The sequence below is a fragment of the Pseudomonas sp. QE6 genome (assembly GCF_041379005.1).
GTDB lineage: Bacteria > Pseudomonadota > Gammaproteobacteria > Pseudomonadales > Pseudomonadaceae > Pseudomonas.
In genome coordinates, this window is sequence record NZ_CP166873.1 from 4,853,264 (window position 1) to 4,870,599 (window position 17,336).

The 17,336-nt window shown below is 64.4% G+C and carries 16 protein-coding genes; 10 read left to right on the forward strand and 6 right to left on the reverse strand.

The genetic code is table 11. From position 1 onward, the window contains the following. Positions 1-55 precede the first annotated feature (55 nt). The 5 genes from ACAW63_RS22160 to ACAW63_RS22180 are packed head-to-tail and all read left to right on the forward strand — an operon-like array spanning position 56 to position 3,475. Positions 56-403 carry a metalloregulator ArsR/SmtB family transcription factor gene (locus tag ACAW63_RS22160; protein ID WP_275611291.1) on the forward strand — a complete coding sequence of 116 codons (348 nt, stop codon included), beginning with the start codon at positions 56-58 and terminating at the stop codon, positions 401-403. A gap of 21 nt (positions 404-424) precedes the next feature. After that, on the forward strand, positions 425-1,708 hold the full coding sequence (locus ACAW63_RS22165; RefSeq protein WP_371228834.1) for an arsenic transporter: 1,284 nt from the start codon (positions 425-427) through the stop codon (positions 1,706-1,708). A gap of 28 nt (positions 1,709-1,736) precedes the next feature. After that, positions 1,737-2,207 (forward strand): arsenate reductase ArsC, encoded by a 471-nt coding sequence (locus ACAW63_RS22170; protein WP_371228836.1) that lies wholly within the window; start codon positions 1,737-1,739, stop codon positions 2,205-2,207. Between the two features lie 13 nt (positions 2,208-2,220). Continuing rightward, positions 2,221-2,922 carry an arsenical resistance protein ArsH gene (arsH, locus tag ACAW63_RS22175; RefSeq protein ID WP_275611288.1) on the forward strand — a complete coding sequence of 234 codons (702 nt, stop codon included), beginning with the start codon at positions 2,221-2,223 and terminating at the stop codon, positions 2,920-2,922. Between the two features lie 7 nt (positions 2,923-2,929). Further along, positions 2,930-3,475, forward strand: a complete 546-nt coding sequence (locus tag ACAW63_RS22180; protein WP_371228840.1) for an arsinothricin resistance N-acetyltransferase ArsN1 family B — start codon at positions 2,930-2,932, stop codon at positions 3,473-3,475. Between the two features lie 217 nt (positions 3,476-3,692). Here the strand turns inward: ACAW63_RS22180 and ACAW63_RS22185 are convergent, their stop codons facing one another. From ACAW63_RS22185 to ACAW63_RS22205, 5 genes are all read right to left on the reverse strand, one after another. Then, positions 3,693-4,925, reverse strand: a complete 1,233-nt coding sequence (locus ACAW63_RS22185; RefSeq protein WP_371228843.1) for an MFS transporter — start codon at positions 4,923-4,925, stop codon at positions 3,693-3,695. 72 nt (positions 4,926-4,997) lie between these two features. Beyond that, the gene (locus tag ACAW63_RS22190; RefSeq protein WP_371228845.1) at positions 4,998-6,356 is read right to left on the reverse strand and encodes an outer membrane beta-barrel protein; all 1,359 of its coding nucleotides are present in this window, start codon (positions 6,354-6,356) and stop codon (positions 4,998-5,000) included. A 130-nt stretch (positions 6,357-6,486) separates the two neighbouring features. Next, positions 6,487-8,253: an FAD-dependent monooxygenase gene (locus ACAW63_RS22195; RefSeq protein WP_371228848.1), complete on the reverse strand. Its 1,767-nt coding sequence runs from the start codon at positions 8,251-8,253 to the stop codon at positions 6,487-6,489. Between the two features lie 167 nt (positions 8,254-8,420). Then, positions 8,421-9,326, reverse strand: a complete 906-nt coding sequence (locus ACAW63_RS22200) for a VOC family protein (protein WP_371228850.1) — start codon at positions 9,324-9,326, stop codon at positions 8,421-8,423. A gap of 74 nt (positions 9,327-9,400) precedes the next feature. Next, positions 9,401-10,234, reverse strand: a complete 834-nt coding sequence (locus tag ACAW63_RS22205) for a fumarylacetoacetate hydrolase family protein (RefSeq protein ID WP_371228853.1) — start codon at positions 10,232-10,234, stop codon at positions 9,401-9,403. Positions 10,235-10,406: 172 nt separating this feature from the next. Between ACAW63_RS22205 and ACAW63_RS22210 the strand changes: the two genes are divergently transcribed. Next, positions 10,407-11,120: a GntR family transcriptional regulator gene (locus tag ACAW63_RS22210; RefSeq protein ID WP_371228856.1), complete on the forward strand. Its 714-nt coding sequence runs from the start codon at positions 10,407-10,409 to the stop codon at positions 11,118-11,120. A 182-nt stretch (positions 11,121-11,302) separates the two neighbouring features. Then, positions 11,303-11,992: a GNAT family N-acetyltransferase gene (locus ACAW63_RS22215; protein WP_371228858.1), complete on the forward strand. Its 690-nt coding sequence runs from the start codon at positions 11,303-11,305 to the stop codon at positions 11,990-11,992. A 48-nt stretch (positions 11,993-12,040) separates the two neighbouring features. Here the strand turns inward: ACAW63_RS22215 and ACAW63_RS22220 are convergent, their stop codons facing one another. Then, complete coding sequence (locus ACAW63_RS22220) at positions 12,041-12,940, reverse strand: LysR family transcriptional regulator (protein WP_371228860.1); 900 nt, start codon at positions 12,938-12,940, stop codon at positions 12,041-12,043. A gap of 104 nt (positions 12,941-13,044) precedes the next feature. On the opposite strand from ACAW63_RS22220, the gene ACAW63_RS22225 reads away from it, so the two are divergent. The 3 genes from ACAW63_RS22225 (at position 13,045) to ACAW63_RS22235 (ending at position 17,201) form a co-directional block, all read left to right on the forward strand. Next, positions 13,045-14,019: a DMT family transporter gene (locus ACAW63_RS22225; RefSeq protein WP_371228863.1), complete on the forward strand. Its 975-nt coding sequence runs from the start codon at positions 13,045-13,047 to the stop codon at positions 14,017-14,019. A gap of 189 nt (positions 14,020-14,208) precedes the next feature. Next, positions 14,209-14,871: a dihydrofolate reductase family protein gene (locus tag ACAW63_RS22230; protein ID WP_371228866.1), complete on the forward strand. Its 663-nt coding sequence runs from the start codon at positions 14,209-14,211 to the stop codon at positions 14,869-14,871. Positions 14,872-15,080: 209 nt separating this feature from the next. Beyond that, entirely contained in the window at positions 15,081-17,201 is a 2,121-nt protein-coding gene (locus tag ACAW63_RS22235) for a TonB-dependent receptor (RefSeq protein ID WP_371228869.1), read from the forward strand. Positions 17,202-17,336: the final 135 nt, after the last annotated feature.

The following is a 17,336-nucleotide window of genomic DNA, read 5'->3' on the forward strand; positions in this document are numbered from 1 at the left end:
GCCCTCAACATATGGAAATCCGTATATTCGACTATCCACATATGAAGGTGAAGCTATGATCACTCCGCCTGAAGTCTTCAAGAGCCTGGCTGACGAGACCCGCGCCCGCGCCACCCTGCTCATCGCCAGCCTGGGCGAACTCTGCGTCTGCGAGCTGATGTGCGCCCTGGACGACAGCCAGCCGAAGATCAGCCGCCACCTGGCGCAACTGCGCAGCAATGGCCTGCTGCTGGATCGACGCCAGGGCCAGTGGGTGTATTACCGCCTCAATCCGGAGCTGCCCGCCTGGGTACTCGAGATGCTGCAGGTAACCCTGCAGGCCAACGCGCAATGGTTGGCCGACAACACCCTCCGCCTGCAGAACATGGACGGCCGCCCCGTCCGTGATGCCGCCTGCTGCTGATTTTCATCGAGCGAGTTCTTCATGCTGGTCGCCATTGCTGTCTTCGTTTTCACCCTCATTCTGGTCATCTGGCAACCCAAGGGCCTTGGCGTTGGCTGGAGCGCCGCCCTGGGCGCGATCATCGCCCTGGCCGCCGGCGCGGTTTCCCTGCACGACATCCCGACCGTATGGGCCATCGTCTGGAATGCCACCGCCACCTTCATCGCGGTCATCATCATCAGCCTGCTGCTGGACGAGGCCGGCTTCTTCGAATGGGCAGCGCTGCACGTGGCGCGCTGGGCCAACGGCAGCGGCTACCGCCTTTTCGCCTTCTGCGTGCTGCTCGGCGCGGCCGTCTCGGCGCTGTTCGCCAATGATGGTGCGGCGCTGATCCTCACACCCATCGTCATGTCGATGCTGCTCGCGCTGCGTTTCTCACCCGCCGCGACCCTGGCCTTCGTCATGGCCGCCGGCTTCATCGCCGATACCGCGAGCCTGCCGCTGGTGGTCTCCAATCTCGTGAACATCGTCTCGGCCGACTACTTCGGCCTGGGCTTTGCCGAATACGCCTCGGTGATGGTGCCGGTGAACCTCGCCAGCGTCGCCACCACGCTGCTGGTGCTGTTCCTGTTCTTCCGTCGCGACATCCCACGGCAGTACGCGCTCGATGCGCTGAAGGAGCCGAAAGCGGCCATTCACGATCGCGCGACCTTCATCGTCGGCGGGTGGACACTGCTGGTGTTGCTGGTCGGCCTGTTTGCGCTGGAACCGCTGGGCATCCCGGTCAGTGCCGTGGCCGCCGTCTGCGCGGCGATTCTCTTTGCCGTCGCCGCCCGTGGCCACCGCATCTCCACCCGCCGCGTGCTGCGCGATGCGCCCTGGCAGGTGGTGATCTTCTCCCTCGGCATGTACCTGGTGGTGTATGGCCTGAAGAACGCCGGCCTCACGGACTCCCTGACCCAGTTGCTCGATCGCCTCGCCGAGCATGGCCTGTGGAGCGCCGCCATTGGCACCGGCCTGCTGTCGGCGCTGCTGTCCTCGGTGATGAACAACATGCCCAGCGTGCTGGTCGGTGCCCTGTCGATCCAGGCCAGCGGCGCAGAGGGACTGGTGCGCGAGGCCATGATCTACGCCAACGTGATCGGCTGCGACCTCGGACCGAAGATCACCCCCATCGGCAGCCTCGCCACGCTGCTCTGGCTGCATGTGCTGGATCGCAAGGGCATGCACATTAGCTGGGGCTACTACTTCAAGGTCGGCATCCTCCTGACGTTGCCGGTTCTGCTGATCACCCTCTCGGCCCTGGCACTGCGCCTGAGCCTCTGACGTCCGCCAGCAAGCGGAGGAGACCTCCATGCGAGTCCTGTTCATGTGCACGGCCAACAGCTGCCGCAGCATCCTTTCCGAAGCGCTGTTCAACCATCTGGCTCCGAAAGGCTTCGAGGCGATCAGCTCCGGCAGCTTTCCCAAGGGCAAGGTGCTGCCGCGCAGCCTCACCACCTTGCAGCAGGCCGGCATTTCCACCGAGGGCCTGAGCAGCAAGGGCAATGAAGCCTTCGAAGGCAATCCGCCGGATATCGTCATCACCGTCTGCGACAAGGCCGCCGGAGAAGCCTGCCCTGTGTACTTCGGCCCGGCGCTGAAGTCCCACTGGGGACTGGAAGACCCATCCGATGTCGTAGGCGACGAGGCGTCCATCGACGCAGCCTTCCGCGCCACGCTGAGCCGGATCGAACTGCGCTGCAAAGCCTTCTTCGCACTTCCCTTCGACACCCTGGGCCGTGACGAACTCAAGCGCGAGCTGGATCGCATCGGCGCTCTCTGAGCAGGAGGACCCCATGTCAGAGCAACTGCCCAATCTCGACCTTTCGCTGTTCGACCTGCCGCCGGCGGCAACCCGTACCAGCGAGCACAAACCGCGCATCCTGTTGCTGTACGGATCGACCCGCGAGCGCTCCTTCAGCCGTCTGCTGGTGGAAGAAGCCGCGCGCCTGCTCGAGCACTTCGGCGCCGAGACGCGCCTCTTCAATCCGTCCGGCCTGCCGCTGCCGGACGACGTGCCCGTGGAGCATCCCAAGGTGCAGGAGCTGCGTGACCTGGTGCAGTGGTCGGAAGGCCAGGTCTGGTGCTCCCCGGAGCGCCACGGCGCCCTTTCCGCTGTCTTCAAGGCGCAGATCGACTGGATTCCCCTGGCACTCGGCGCCGTCCGCCCCACCCAGGGCAAGACCCTGGCGGTGATGCAGGTCTGCGGCGGCTCGCAATCGTTCAACGTGGTCAACCAGTTGCGCGTGCTCGGCCGCTGGATGCGCATGTTCACCATTCCCAACCAGTCCTCGGTGCCCAAGGCCTACCTGGAATTCGACGACGCGGGACGCATGAAGCCGTCGCCGTACTACGATCGAGTGGTCGACGTCATGGAAGAGCTGGTGAAGTTCACCCTGCTGCTGCGTGATCGCCAGGAGTTCCTGGTGGATCGTTATTCGGAGCGCAAGGAAAGCGCCGAACAACTCTCCGCCCGCGTCAATCAACGCTCGATCTGAGGTCTCCATGCCCATCGAAATCAGGGAAGCACGCCCCGAGGACGCCCCGGCGATCCAGGCCATCTACGCCCCGGTCGTGACTGGCACGGCGATCTCCTTCGAAGAGGTGCCGCCGACCGTAGAAGAGATGCGGCAGAGGATAGTCACGACCCTGCGGACCTATCCGTATCTCGTTGCCGTGCGGGACGGCCGCCTGGTCGGCTACGCCTACGCGAGCCAGCATCGGGCGCGGGCCGCCTATCGATGGGCGGTGGACGTAACCGTCTACGTCGCGGAGAGCGAACGCCGCACGGGCGTTGGCCGCAGCCTCTATGCCGAGCTGCTTCCCATCCTCGCCCGGCAAGGATTCAACGCCGCCTATGCCGGCATCGCCCTGCCCAACGCCGGCAGCGTCGGCCTGCATGAGCGGCTGGGCTTCAGGCACATCGGCACCTTCCCGCAGGTCGGCTTCAAGCTGGGCCGCTGGCACGACGTGGGTTACTGGCGCCTGGAGCTGGCCACCTGGAGCGATTCGCCCTGCGAACCTCGTTCGTATCCGCAAATTGCTCCCTGAATGGCTGCCGAGGATCGCTGGCCACTGGCGATCCATTGTCGACCAGGGCAACGCCAGCTTTTGACTGGCGCAGCCCTGGTGCGGCAGCAGGTGGATACGTCGCGGCGCAGGGGTAATGCGGGCGACGGCATGCGCCTCTGCGCATGACGAACGAAGACCGGGCGGTCAGCCCGGCTTCGTCATGCCGACGTCCTGTCGGCTCGCTCTGCGCGCCAGGTCAGACGGCGTCGCCGGCCCGCCCTTGCGCCGTCGAACGACGTAGCGGTGCGGTCTCGCGCAGACATGCAGCCACCAGCAGTCCCAGCACGACGCCGGACAGCGCCAGGTAGAGGGTCTTCTCGATGCCGTAATGCTGGGCGATGTAGCCCGCCAGCGCCGGCGCGACGCCGCCGCCGAATACTTCGCCGATGCCGACGACCAGCCCGGTGGCGGTGGAAATCAGGGCGGGCGGCACCGACTCGCTGGTGAGCGGCCCGACGATCATGCAGATCATGCTGAAGTTGAAGAAGGTGGTCGCGAACAGCAACAGGAACAGCGTCATCGGCTCGGCGCCGGTATGGATCATCAGCCACAGCGCCGTCCCGGTAGCGACGCACGAGATCAGCGCGACCGGCTTGCGACCCAGGCGATCCGACAGGGTCGGCATCAGCACCATGCCGCAGAAGCCACCGAAGCCGATGGCCGACATGACGAAGCCCATCTGCTGCATGCCCAGGTGCAGGTAGTCGGTGAGGTAGTTGGGCAACATCACCGAGCTGACGAACAGGCAGGTGAGCATGCAGAACATTCCCGCCAGGTTGAGCAGCACATTCCGATAGCGCAGCGCTGCCAGCCAATCAGCCCCGATGCTGTGCGCAGGCTCGCTCGCCGGACGCTGGGCCACGGGTTCGCGCAGGACCTTGTACAGCGCCCAGGCCAGGAGGAAACCGGGCACCGAGACCAGCACGAATACCCAGCGCCAGGATGGCACCACCAGCAGCAACTGGGTGGCGATGATGGGCGCCAGGCCCAGACCCAGCAGCGGGAAGAATGCCTGCTGAATCCCGATGTTCATTCCCAGTCTCGAAGGATGCGACGCTTCCGCGGTGGCGGCGATGGAGGTTGGCGTGAAGGCGCCCTCCGCCACGCCCATGACGGCGCGAATGAGCAGCAGCCCGCCGACACCGCTGGCAAGCCCCGAGAAACCGGCCAGCACGGAGAAGACGATCACCGCCGGTATGATCACCTTGCGGCGACCGATGCGGTCCGACAGGCGCCCCATGAAGATCGAGGAGATCCCCCAGGCCAGGGCGAGGATCGCGGAAATATTGCCGAGGTCCTGATAGTCGAGGCCGAGGTCGCGCATCATCACCGGGTACAGCGGCAGGATGATGAAACGGTCCAGGCCGACCAGGCCGAAACCGATGGCCAACAGTGCCACGGCCTTCCATTCGTACTTTTTATCGAACATACGGGTGCTCCTCTGCCGCCATGGGCATGGATGGAATGAGCGTCGATTGCGAAGGTGGGGATGCAGGTTGGATCAGAAGTACACGAGGGCTTCGACCAGGCCGGTCAACTGGGTGCGGTCACGGCCGTTGCCGTAGACGCGGTCGTGCTCGATGGGCTCGAACCAGTCGTAGCGCAGCTCGGGGCGGATGCTGATGTTGCGCGTGGCATCCCATCGGAAGCCCATCGTCAGGGCGTTGAAGTCGCCGCGAGCGTTGCTGGTGGGGAACAGCACGAAGGCATCGCGATCACGGAAGTGCTCGCCGCGGACGGAGAAGGCCAGGTCCTTGCGGTACTGGTAGGTCAGCACGCTGTTGACGCCCCACCAGGATGCCCCGTCGAAGCCCGGTCCCGTGACGATATCGACGGTGCCGGCCCTCCCGTCACCAGACTGGCGACCGTAGACCACCTCGCCGCCCATCGACCAACGGGAATCGAAGGCGTGCCAGGCGTTGAGCGAATGCTGCTGACGCAACTGGCCATCGCGAGACACCAGCCGCGCCGTGGGGGCCTGGACGTCATCGAAGTCATGGTTCTCCTCGTTGCCGACCATGAACTCGTAATCGACCCAGGTCTGCATGTCCGGCGTACGCCAGCGCAGCGCGCCCAGCACCGACTTGCCACTGTTGTTGTCACGCAGGTTGTTGCGTCCCTGCACCAGCCCGAGCTCGACGCCAAGGATGCCGCTCTCATCGTTGAGCAAACGGGTACTGGCAAGGAACCCGGACACGGTGCTGGCTTCGGAGACGAAGGCGTAGGTCTTGCTGGCAAACGGGTTCCGCGCCTCACGGATGTTCGGTGGGATCTCGTAACCGGTGGCCGGGCCGAAGATCCCGGCGATCAGGCTGAAGCCCGGACCATAGGGCAGGTACACGGAAGCGAACAGGTTCGGCGTGGCGACGAATTTTTCCTTGTCACGCCTGGCTCGCTGGGGATCGTCGTCACCCGGAGAGTTGGCGGGCCAGTGCATGTCCCAGCCGAAGGTGCGGGCGAACTGGCCGTTCCGGCCGTATAGCGTCTCCATGCTGAAGCCGAAGGAAACCTCTTCGGGCTTGGGCCCTGGCAGCGGCGTAACCCTGGGCACGACGCTGGCCGCCAGCGGCTTGTCGACGAACAGGTGCACCGACGCCAACTCCAGGCCTTCATCGGAGAAGCCGGTCAGCGGCAGGTTGCTCAGACCGTCCTCACGTTCGTCATGGGTGGAGCGGTTGTTGCGGGCATAACCAACATCCAGCAAACCGGAAATCCGTATGCCGTGGTCGCGCTCCAGCTCAGGGCCGAGCAGCCAGCGCGCCAGGGAGCCCTCGCCCTTTTCTTCTACCTCGGCCTGAGCGCTCAGCGCCATTACGGCGAGCAAACCGGCGCTCATGGACATCATCACCTTGTTCAACATACCTGCCTCTTGTTCTTGTTGTTGTGGTTAGGGCGAGCCCCTTCCCGGGAGGGCCTTCGCGGGGCAAAACACTCCCGTACCGGGCCGTGACCGGCCCAGCGGGAAGGGACTCATGAACGGGAAGGAAAACTCAGTGGCGCGCGAGCACCGCCTTCAAGGCATCCAGCAGCTGAGCCTCGGCGGATTGCGAGACGCTCTGGGCACGCCAGGCGACATGCTTGTCGGGACGCACCAGCACGCAGCCGTCCTCGTGAATCTCACGCAGCCGCGCCCAGTCGCCGTAGCTGTCGGTGTATTCCAGGCCCAGGCCGATACGGCGCACGACCAGTTCGATGCCCAGCTCCTGGGCAGCCAGCCGGGCGGCATGACGCCAGGCTTCGCCGCCGTGCCCGATGAGCAGCGTGAAGCGCCCCTGGCTGCAGATATCCAGTGTCGAGAGCTTGTGGCCTGCCTCGTCATGCAGCCACGCATGCGGCAGGTGAGCCCCCGGCCAGGTGGTGGGGTGATAGTAGAGTTCAGGGTCCCGCTCATAAGCGGGCGCCTCGCTGCCGTCTCCCGCAACCGCGCCGCTGAGGTAGCGCTGGCCCAGTTCCACGCCATGGCAGTTGAACTGATAGTTCTGCAGCTGGATGGCCTGTTCCAGCGCCGCGCGACGCTCACGGCCGGCCGCTGAATCCGCGCTGAGCTCCCGCAGGCTCGCCCAGCCTTCGGCCTCGGTTTGCCCGGGCTTGAAGCCAAGGGCGTTGGAGATCGGCAACATGTTGCGCACGCTCTCCATGGCGCGGTCCACCACCTGGCGGCCCACCGGCTGGCGCTCCTGGCTATAGCTCTCGAGCAATCCCGTACCGGCTTCCCCCTTGAGGACCATGGCCAGCTTCCACGCCAGGTTATAGGCATCCTGCACCGAGGTGTTGGTGCCCAGGCCATTGGCCGGCGGATGACGATGCACCGCATCGCCACAGCAGAACACCCGGCCTTCGGAATAGTGGCTGGCGACCACATGGTTGATCTGCCACTTGCTGGTGGCGAGCACTTCCACGGGGATATCGGCGTCGCCGATAACCCGGCGGGCGCGCTCGATCACCGCCGCCTCGCTGAGGTCCGGCTCGCCCTGGGCGGGGTCGTACATGAACAGCATCACCCATTCGTTCCAGGGGCGAACGCAGATGAAGGTACCGCTGCCCACCCAGTAATCGTTGCCCGGCTGCACCATCCAATAGAGCACGCCCGGACGACTTTCGCAGTAGCGGCGCAGGTCGGCGCGCAGCCAGACGTTCACCGCACAACCCAGCCCCATCTCGCCTTCCAGCGGGATGCCGAGCAACTCCATCACCCGGCTGCGTGCGCCGTCGGCGCCGATCATGTAGCGGGCGCGTACGCTGAACTCGCGTCCGGTGCCGCGATCGAGGACGCGCGCGGTGACGCCCTCGGCATCCTGGGTGAAATCCAGGAGCTCATTGTTGAAGCGCATCTCGCTGCCGGCACGCAGGGCTTCGTTGGCGAGAATCGGCTCCATCAGGTGCTGGGGGATGTTGCACATGGCCGACGGGCTGGCCAACTCGTAGTCGGACTTGCGCTCGATGGCATTGCCCCAGGTGAGCAGTCGGCCGAACTCCTGGCCACTGAAGCTGGTGGCCCAGACGTTGTTGGCCATCAACTCATGGGGGCTGGCCGCAGCAACCACCTGCGGCTCGACGCCGGCATCGCGGAACACTTCCATGGTGCGCTGGTTGGTGATGTGCGCCCGCGGGCTGTTGGCGGTCCAGCGATACTTGTTGATCAGCAGGTTGCGGATGCCGTAGCGCGACAGCAACAAGGAAGCCGTGAGGCCGGATGGACCACCTCCGACAATCAGGACGGGGACTTCGATCACCTCGGAGGTGTTTTGCAGTTTCATGGCTGTACTCCGCACTCTTGTTCTTGAAATCGGAAAGTTGCCCACCGAAGCGGGCGCTCTTGCCTGCGCCCTCTCTCCGGGACCGGGCAAGCCGAACCCGCGCCGCTTGCCGGAAGGCAATCAGCGAATGTGATGAGAATGGCGTCAGGGGTCTGCTGGCGTGCCGGTCAGCCGCCTGCCTCGGTGTTCAGGATGAAGTAGTCGGGGACGGGCGGCCCCCACAGATACAGCGAACTTTCCGCGGGGAAATCGCCTGCAGGCCATTCACTCCCCGCCTCGATGAAGTCCATTTCCGTGGAGTACTCGCTGAACGAACCCCAGGGATCGCGGACGTAGTGGAAGTAGTTGGAACCCAGGCAATGCCTGCCCGTACCCCACCCTTCGACATACCCGGCGGCGGCCATCTGCTCTGCCCCATTGCCCACGTCATCGATGGTCGGGACGTCCCAGGCCGCGTGGTGAAACCCCTTGGCGCTGCTTTTGGCGAAGGCCACCAGGTGGTGATCGCATCCGTGTCGCGCGTGGGTGAAGGCAATGATGTCCTGGGAGCGGTCGGAGAGCTTCAGGCCCAGCGCCTGCTCATAGAAAGCCACGGCGCGCGGCACATCGGGAGAAAAGAACAGGACGTGGGACAGGCGCTTTGGGCGGACCTGGCACACCCTGTCCCGGCTGCCCACGCCACGCAATTCGCGAACGCCCTGGACTGCCTCGGGGCGCGCATCCGGCATGGTCTTGGCGCCCACCCGGACCTGTATCAGGTTACCGTCCGGGTCACGGAACCAGAAACCACTGCCGTCACCTTCTTCGAATAACGCCCCGCTGCGCTCCACCTGCTCACGCAGCGCGGCGAAGTCGGCCTCGAAGCAGTTGAAGCTGATCCAGGCCAGCGATTTGCTCGGCCCCGGCAGCATGCGCGCCCAGCGATGACCATCGGCCGCCGAAATATCCAGCTGCTCCGCCTGCTCCCGCACCTCCAGGCCGAAGTGCTCGAAGAAGTGCCGGGCCTGCTGCAGGGAAGGTACATACAGCGCGTAATGATCGATCGAATGCACGCCACGACTCGTGATGCCCATGATCGTCTCCCTCATCTTGTTGTAATCGAAGCCCCAGGGAGGGGGCTTCTCTGTTCGTCGGTAGCGGCTGCCGCTCAGGCTTCGTCGACCACCGGATTGACCAGCTTGCCGATGCCTTCGATGGAAACCTCCACGACGTCGCCGGCCTTGAGGTAGACCTTCGGGTCCATGCCGAAAGCGACGCCGGCGGGAGTGCCACTGACGATCACGTCGCCGGCCTCCAGGGTCACCGCCTCGCTCAGGGTGGAGATGATCGTGGCCACGTCGAACAGCATGTCCTCGGTATTGGCCGACTGCACCACCTTGCCGTTGACCCTGGTCTGCAACAGCAGGCCCTTGCCGCCGGGCGGCAGCTCATCCGCGGTGACCAGGTCGGGACCGAAGGCGCCGGTGTCATCGAAGTTCTTGCCCACGGTCCATTGCGGCGACTTGAACTGGTATTCGCGCACGGAGCCCTCATTGAACAGCGCATAACCGGCCACGCAATCCAGCGCCTTGTCTTTCGGGATATGCCGGCCGCCACTCTTGAGCACCACCGCCATCTCGCCCTCGTAGTCCAGCGTGTCGGAAACGCGCGGTCGCACCAGCGGCTTGTTATGCGCGGTCAGGCTGCTGTTGAAGCGCGGGAACAGGGTGGGATAGTCCGGCTGCGCATAGGGCGACTCCTTGGTGTGGTCGGCATAGTTGAGGCCGACACAAATGATCTTCCCTGGACTGCGCATCAGCGGCAGGTAGTCCTGCTCGCCAATCTCCACGACGGCGCCCTGCGCCGCGGCGCCGTAGGTAGCCAGGTCCTCGCCGCGCGCCAGCAGCGCTTCCAGGGTTTCCTCACCCAGCACCTTCACGCCGTCGGGAGTACGAACGCCCAGCACGGCGCGGCCTTGATGATTGAAAGACACATAACGCATGGATCAGGACCTCTTGTTGTGTTGTATGGCCACCGTCAAGCAGAACGGCATGGGGCAAAAGCTAAACCCGTGAAAATATATCGTCAACCAGAAAATATATTTTCTTCAGATTTTCTACAAAAGGCTCCGCGTGTATGATCTCCCTAACGCTGAGGCACACTGGATATCTGCTATGAACCAACCCGAACGCTGGATGGAACCGGTAGAAGGCGACAAGCGCACCATGGCGTCGCAGCTCGAATCCCGTGTTCGCCAGGACATCATCAGCGGCCGCCTGGCGCCCGGCAGCAAGCTGCGCCTCAAGGAGCTCGCCGACGCCTATGACGCCGGCGTGATCCCGCTGCGTGAAGCCCTGTCGCGTCTGGCAGCCACCGGCTTCGTGGTCGCCACCGAGCAGAAGGGTTTCAGCGTCGGCCACATCTCCGCCGACGAGATCCGCGACATCACCACTACCCGCCTGCTGATCGAGTGCCAGGCGCTGCGGTTATCCATCGCCCAGGGCGACCTCGACTGGGAGAGTCGCCTGATTGCCGCCCATCACCGCCTGGACCGTCTGCCGGTGGTGGATGGCCCCGAGAGAATGCTGCGGCCGGACTGGGAGCAGGCCCACGAGGCCTTCCATACCGTCCTGCTCTCGGCCTGCGACTCGCACTGGCTGATGCGCTTCGCCGGCATGCTCAGGGACCAGACCGCCCGTTATCGCCAGCTGTCGCTGCTGTATGCCGGCAGCGGCGATCGCGACGTGCCCGGGGAACACCGCGCGCTGCTGGATGCGGCCCTGGCTCGCGATGTCGAGCGGGCCTGCGCCCTGCTCACCGAACATTACGAAACCACCACGCGCAACGTGCTCAAGCACGAACGCCTGAAGGCTTCCACGCGGGACTGAGGCGTCGGGCGAGCCACAAACCCTGCCCCCCACATCCACCTTTCAGGCCAGGCCCTTCCGGAGCGCCATTCATACCGCCAGTTGGCCCCCGCGAGTACAGCGGCAACGCTCGATGCCCTCGGACGCTACAATGGCGCCCGCGCCGATTCCCTCCGATCGGGCACGCCCGGAGCCAGTTTCAGATGTTCACCCTCGTAAACCTCGACACACCGCCGCCCGAATCCCTGAAGAGTCAGGTTCTGCAGATGGTGGTGGACTACTTCAGCGACGTCAGCCCGGTGCCGCTGACGCCCAGCAATCCGCTCTATCAGTTGTACCAGTACGTGATCGGCTACGAGGTGCACCTGTATCTGCAGGCCATGGACAGCGCCGTGGAAAGCACCGCGCGGTTGATCCTGGCCCTGGATGATGAAGATCCGTCCCAGGTACTGGGTTTTGCCCTGTACCTGCCGAGCCAGGACGATGCCGAGGCCTGCACGCTGGCCTATATCGCGGTCAGGGCCAGCCACCGTCGGCGCGGAATTGGCCGGGCCCTGTTGCAGCGGATGATCGAGCATCGTCCCCATGTCGAACTGGCCTGCGCGGCGGGCAAGGTGCCGACCTTCGAGTCGATGGGGTTCCAGGTCCTGACAGCGCAGGGGCCGCAGGTGTTGCTGAACACCCGCGATCACCGTTCGGATGGCCTGGTGGCGGTGCAGGACCTGGCCCCGATCTACCAGTCCAGGGAAGTACGGCAGATCCACGCCTACCTGCTGCAGCAACACGGCAGGAAGGCCATGAGCGAGGCCGAGAAAAAACGCGATCGCCTGCTCGACCAGTTGGCCCATCAGGCGCAGGCCTTGGTGAAAGAGCGCTTCCCCACGATTCACTGACGCCCTCAGGAGGCCCATTGGCCGGCCTCCCCTGGCAGGTGCCCTTGCTTAGCGGGATGTGGCGCCCTCGTTCATCAGGTAGCTCACCAATTGCCGGGCATGGGAAGAAAGGGCATCCCAGTCGCGCACGCAAATGCGCAGTTCGCGGGTAGCCCAGGCGTCCCCGAGCGGCACCACCGATACCGGCAGCTCCTGCGCCAGCCGGGTTGCAGCGGCCTCCGGCAGCATCGCAACGCCCGCCCGCTGGGCAACCAGTTGCGCGATGGCATCGAAGCTGGGCGCGCGCACGCGCACTCTCAGAGGCATGGAATTGCGCAAGGCCATGGCCTCGACGAAGCGCTGCATCGCACGCTCGGCGGGCAGGCAGACGAAGGGAAAGCTGAGCGCGTCGCGCAGACTGGGTAGGCACTGGCTGGCCAGCGGATGATCCCGCGGCGCCAGCAATACCAGCCTGTCGTTGCGGAACGGAAGCGACAGCAGGCCGGCGGTGGGCAGGTTGCCGTCGTAGACACCGATGTCGATCTCCCCTACCTGAACCGCGCGCAGCACATCCTTGCTGTTCTGCTCGATCAGTTGCAGGTCCACCTCCGGATAGTCCGCGAGAAAGGGACCCAGCGCGGTGGGCAGGAAGGTGCTGTTGGCGACGGTGGAGGCGGCCAGGCGCAGGGTGATCCGCCGCTCGCCGTTCAACTCCTGCAGCACGTCCTTCAGTTGCTGCGCCTCCTTCAGTACGCGTTGGCTGGCCTCCAGAACCAGTCGTCCGGCCGGGGTTGGAGTCATGCCGTCGCTATGGCGGGCAAACAACGAAAGCCCGCAGCGCTCTTCGAACAGCCGAAGGCGATTGCTCGCCGCCGACACCGCCACGGGAACCGAGGCTGCCGCCTTGCTCAGACTACCGGTGCTGGCGATGGCGGTGATCAGGCGCAGATCGGCGAGATCGAAGTGCATGAGGCATTCTCCAAATACGAAGGCCATATTCGCAAAACTGGCATTCTAGTGAGGCGGTGTTCTTTCTAGAATAAAGCCTTCTTCTGCCTCGCCGCCCTGTCGCCATGAGCATTCTGACGTCCCTCTACCAGCGAAGTCTGTGCAACGGCGTACTGTTCGCCGTGCTGTCCGCTACCGGTTTCAGCCTCAAGGCGGTCTTCGTGAAGCTGGCCTATGCCGCCGCCCCCGTGGACGCCGTGACAGTCCTGGCCATCCGCATGGGGCTGGCACTGCCGCTGTTTCTCTGGCTCATCCGGCTGAGCAGGAAACCGGAGCAGCCCCGCCTGTCGCTGGCCGATGGCGTGAACATCCTGCTGCTCGGCCTGGTCGGCTACTACCTGTCGAGCCTCTTCGATTTCTATGGTTTGCAGTACATCAGCGCCGGCCTCGAACGGCTGATCCTCTTCACCTACCCGACCCTGGTTCTGCTCCTCCAGATGGCGCTGACCCGCGAGCCGCCAGGCTCTCGCACCCTGGCCGCCCTGGGTCTGTGCTATCTCGGCCTGGGCATTGCCCTGGTGCATGACATCAGGGTGGAAGGCAGCGACGGGCAGATCGTGCTGGGCGCCATCTGGGTGTTCGCCAGTGCCGTGACCTACGCGTTGTATTACATGGGTACGGCCTCGGTGGTGCGGCGGGTAGGCTCGATGCGCCTGGCGGGGTTGGCGGGCGGAGCCTCGTCGGTGATGGTGCTGATCCACTACGGCCTGACCTGCGATCTGCAACAACTGAGGGCGCTGCCAAGCGCGGTCTGGATCTACGGTGTGCTGATGGCGCTGATTTCCACCGTACTGCCGATCTACTGGATGGCCCTCGCCATTCAGCGCATGGGCGCTACCCATGCGGCGGCGTTCGGCAACCTCGGCCCGGTACTGACGGTGTTCGCCTCTTGGGCACTGTTGAACGAAGCGATATCGATGTACCAACTGGCCGGCTTGGCCCTGGTACTTTTCGGTGTGTCCCGTCTGTCTGCCAGCAAAGCCAGCCAGCCTGAGACCGAACCAGGACAAAAGCACGTGAACAGCCGGGCTACGGGCTGACCGGGCTCCGCCCCACAAACCGGACATCGACGCGGACTAACTGCCTTCTCCCGCGTCCGCTACATTGACCGTACCCTCGAGACTGCCCGGGGCGGCTCGCCGAAAGAGCGGACGCACGACACAGTCCGCCGCGGGCAACACGCATGTCCGAACGCCGGCATCCCGCCAGGCGAGAAACGGAGGCAGACGATGACACGGGTTCGCGTTGAAGGCTTCACCCTCTCCCTCGACGGATACGGGGCAGGCCCGGATCAGGACATCGACAATCCGCTCGGCATTGGCGGGACTGAGCTGCACCAGTGGCTGGTCCCGACCCGCACCTTCCAGCAGGCCTTGTTCGGCCAGGACGACGGTACGACCGGAGTTGACGATGATTTCGCCGCCCGTGGCTTTCGGAATGTCGGCGCCTGGATTCTCGGAAGGAACATGTTCGGGCCCATTCGCGGGGATTGGCCGGACATGAACTGGAAAGGCTGGTGGGGAGATAACCCGCCGTACCACGTTCCCGTCTTCGTCCTGACCCACCATGCCCGCCCCTCCCTCGAGATGGAAGGCGGCACGACATTCCACTTCATCACAGGCGGCATTCGCGAGGCGCTCGACCGGGCACGCGAGGCCGCGGCCGGAAAGGACGTGCGAATCGGCGGTGGACCGGAGACGATCCGGCAATACCTTCGCGAGGGCCTAATCGATGAACTGCACATTGCGATCTCGCCGGTCCTGCTCGGCCGGGGAGAATCCCTTTTCGAAGGGGTCGACTTGCGGACCCTGGGCTATGAGTGCGTTGAGTTCGTAGCCTCGGAGAAGGCCACGCATATCGTCCTGCAGCGCCAGGGGCGCACGGCCGCCTGACGGATCGACTCAGATCACCGAGAGCGGTCACGCCCAGGATCGCGGCCTGGGCTCGCCCCCAATGCCTCCTCAACGCTTACCCCCTCCCCAGACCTGTCAGCCCACCCTATCCATACGACGAGCCTCGATTTGCATCGAGATATTTACACACGATTCGTATTTGCGAATAATTACTATTTATTCTTCACAAAAACAACGAGTCGTAAACAATGGCAAAAAAGTCTGTCGCCCCGGCATCCCTCTCGATGCTGGGCCTGCTGGTCATCCCCACCGTTCACGCTGAGTCCCAGGACACCCTGGCGCTGCCGGAAACCTCCGTCACCGCCGCTTACGACCAGCAAAGCTACAACCCCGGCGACAGCAAAAGCGCGCTGAAGATCGACGCTCCCCTGCGAGACATCCCCCAGACGGTCAACGTCGTGCCGCAGAGCGTGATCAAGGACCAGGGCGCCCAGTCCATGGAGGACGTGCTGAAGAACGTACCCGGCATCGGCTTCTCCAACGGCGACGGGCAACGCGACCAGGTCACCATCCGTGGCTTCAGCGCGATCGGCGACATGTACATCGATGGCGTCCGCGACGATGCCCTGTACTTCCGCGACCTTTCCAACATCGAGCGCGTCGAGGTCATCAAGGGCCCCGCCGCCGTGCTCTATGGCCGGGGTTCGTCCGGCGGCCTGATCAACAGCATCTCCAAGACCCCGGGCTTCGCCCCCAGGCACGAAGTGGGCATGACCGTCGACTCCGAGGGCAAGCGCCGCACGCAGTTCGACACCGGCTGGGCCGACCAGCAGACCAACCAGGCGTATCGCGTCACCGGCGCCTTCGAGGACAGCGACACCTACCGCGACGATGGCTACATCGACCACAAGGCCATCGCCCCTTCCGCCTACTTCCGGCTCTCCGACGACCTGGAACTGAACCTCGGCGCCAGCTACCTGTACGACAAGCGCCTGATCGACTTCGGCATTCCCGCCCTGGGCGACCGCCCGGTGGATGTCGACCGGGACAAGCGCTTCGGCTCCGGCGACCCGGACCAGGACTATGCACGCAGCGAGGTCTTCTCCCTCACCAGCGCCCTGAACTACCAGATCAACGACGACCTCAGCCTGACCAACACCAGCCGCTTCTACCGCTACGACCTGGACCGCAACAACACCCTGGCCGACACCAGCCCGACCCGCTTCGTCACCTCCCCCGACGGCAAACTCCTGGTGAAGCTCAACCGCGGCAACGTGGCGCGCGACGAATACGGCGTGTTCAACCAGACCGAACTCAAGCAGCACGCGCAACTGGCCGGCATGCAGCACAACCTGCTGTATGGCGTCGAGGTGGGCGTCCAGGACAAGCACCAGCGCGTGTTCAGCCAGAACAACGTGGCGCAGGTCCCGGTGTTCAGCGATGGCCTGGTTCCGGTCCCGGAGCACGCCGCCAACCTGTCGTCCAAGGGCACCAACACCCAGGACACCACCGGCTTCTACGTGCAGGACCTGATCGAACTGAATGAGCAATGGAAAGCGCTGCTGGGCGTGCGCTACGACATCTTCGGCCAGGAGTACGACGACGAGCGCGTGCAGAACGTCGACCTCGACCGCACCGACAAGACCTGGAGCCCGCGCGCCGGCCTGGTCTACCAACCGGACCAGATCCAGTCCTACTACGTGTCCGTCAGCCGCAGCTATCAGCCGTCAGGCGAAGTGTTCGCGGTGAGCCCGTCCAACCAGAACCTCGAACCCGAGGAAACCACCAACTACGAAATCGGTACCAAGTGGGACCTGCTGAACAACCGCCTCTCGATCACCGCCGCGATCTTCCGTCTCGAACGCACCAACATGAAGACCGCCGACCCGACCAACCCGAACCTGACCGTACTGGCCGGCGAGCAACGCACCGACGGCTTCGAGGCTACGATCAGCGGGCAGTTGACGGACAAGTGGCAGATCTACGCCGGCTACGCGTACCTCGACGCGGAGATCACCAAGTCCAACAGCAAGACCAACGGCGTGCCCAACGAAGGCCAGGTGCCCACCCTCACCCCGCGCAACAGCGCCAACCTCTGGCTGGTGCGCAGCCTCACCCCGCAATGGCGTGCCGCCGCGGGCGCCAACTACGTTGACGATCGCTACACGGCGCTGGACAACAACGTGGTGATGCCGAGCTACACCACCTTCGATACCGCCCTCTTCTACAGCGTGCCGCACTGGGACATGGCACTGCGCCTGAAGAACGTTTTCGATCGTGATTACTACGTCTCCGCACACGGCTCGGTGGACCTCATCACCCCCGGTGCGCCACGGACTCTGGAAGCGAGCGTGAACTATCGCTTCTAGGGAAATGCTGGTGGTGATCTGAAATAGTGCTCGTCCCTATGACGTGAATGGCTGCTTCCGGCCGACTTCTGCCGGTCACGACTGGCAGAAGTCGGCCGGAAGCGGCCCTTCAGGTCATGGAACAGCCAGGCTGCT

Excerpts from the sequence above, each read along its gene's own strand:
- ACAW63_RS22165 (WP_371228834.1), top strand. The coding sequence starts at position 425 with ATGCTGGTCGCCATTGCTGTCTTCGTTTTCACCCTCATTCTGGTCATC.
- arsH (WP_275611288.1), top strand. The coding sequence starts at position 2,221 with ATGTCAGAGCAACTGCCCAATCTCGACCTTTCGCTGTTCGACCTGCCG.
- ACAW63_RS22200 (WP_371228850.1), bottom strand. The coding sequence starts at position 9,326 with ATGGGCATCACGAGTCGTGGCGTGCATTCGATCGATCATTACGCGCTG.
- ACAW63_RS22235 (WP_371228869.1), top strand. The coding sequence starts at position 15,081 with ATGGCAAAAAAGTCTGTCGCCCCGGCATCCCTCTCGATGCTGGGCCTG.
- ACAW63_RS22220 (WP_371228860.1), bottom strand. The coding sequence starts at position 12,940 with ATGCACTTCGATCTCGCCGATCTGCGCCTGATCACCGCCATCGCCAGC.
- ACAW63_RS22160 (WP_275611291.1), top strand. The coding sequence starts at position 56 with ATGATCACTCCGCCTGAAGTCTTCAAGAGCCTGGCTGACGAGACCCGC.
- ACAW63_RS22170 (WP_371228836.1), top strand. The coding sequence starts at position 1,737 with ATGCGAGTCCTGTTCATGTGCACGGCCAACAGCTGCCGCAGCATCCTT.
- ACAW63_RS22215 (WP_371228858.1), top strand. The coding sequence starts at position 11,303 with ATGTTCACCCTCGTAAACCTCGACACACCGCCGCCCGAATCCCTGAAG.
- ACAW63_RS22230 (WP_371228866.1), top strand. The coding sequence starts at position 14,209 with ATGACACGGGTTCGCGTTGAAGGCTTCACCCTCTCCCTCGACGGATAC.
- ACAW63_RS22195 (WP_371228848.1), bottom strand. The coding sequence starts at position 8,253 with ATGAAACTGCAAAACACCTCCGAGGTGATCGAAGTCCCCGTCCTGATT.
- ACAW63_RS22185 (WP_371228843.1), bottom strand. The coding sequence starts at position 4,925 with ATGTTCGATAAAAAGTACGAATGGAAGGCCGTGGCACTGTTGGCCATC.
- ACAW63_RS22190 (WP_371228845.1), bottom strand. The coding sequence starts at position 6,356 with ATGTTGAACAAGGTGATGATGTCCATGAGCGCCGGTTTGCTCGCCGTA.
- ACAW63_RS22180 (WP_371228840.1), top strand. The coding sequence starts at position 2,930 with ATGCCCATCGAAATCAGGGAAGCACGCCCCGAGGACGCCCCGGCGATC.
- ACAW63_RS22210 (WP_371228856.1), top strand. The coding sequence starts at position 10,407 with ATGAACCAACCCGAACGCTGGATGGAACCGGTAGAAGGCGACAAGCGC.
- ACAW63_RS22205 (WP_371228853.1), bottom strand. The coding sequence starts at position 10,234 with ATGCGTTATGTGTCTTTCAATCATCAAGGCCGCGCCGTGCTGGGCGTT.
- ACAW63_RS22225 (WP_371228863.1), top strand. The coding sequence starts at position 13,045 with ATGAGCATTCTGACGTCCCTCTACCAGCGAAGTCTGTGCAACGGCGTA.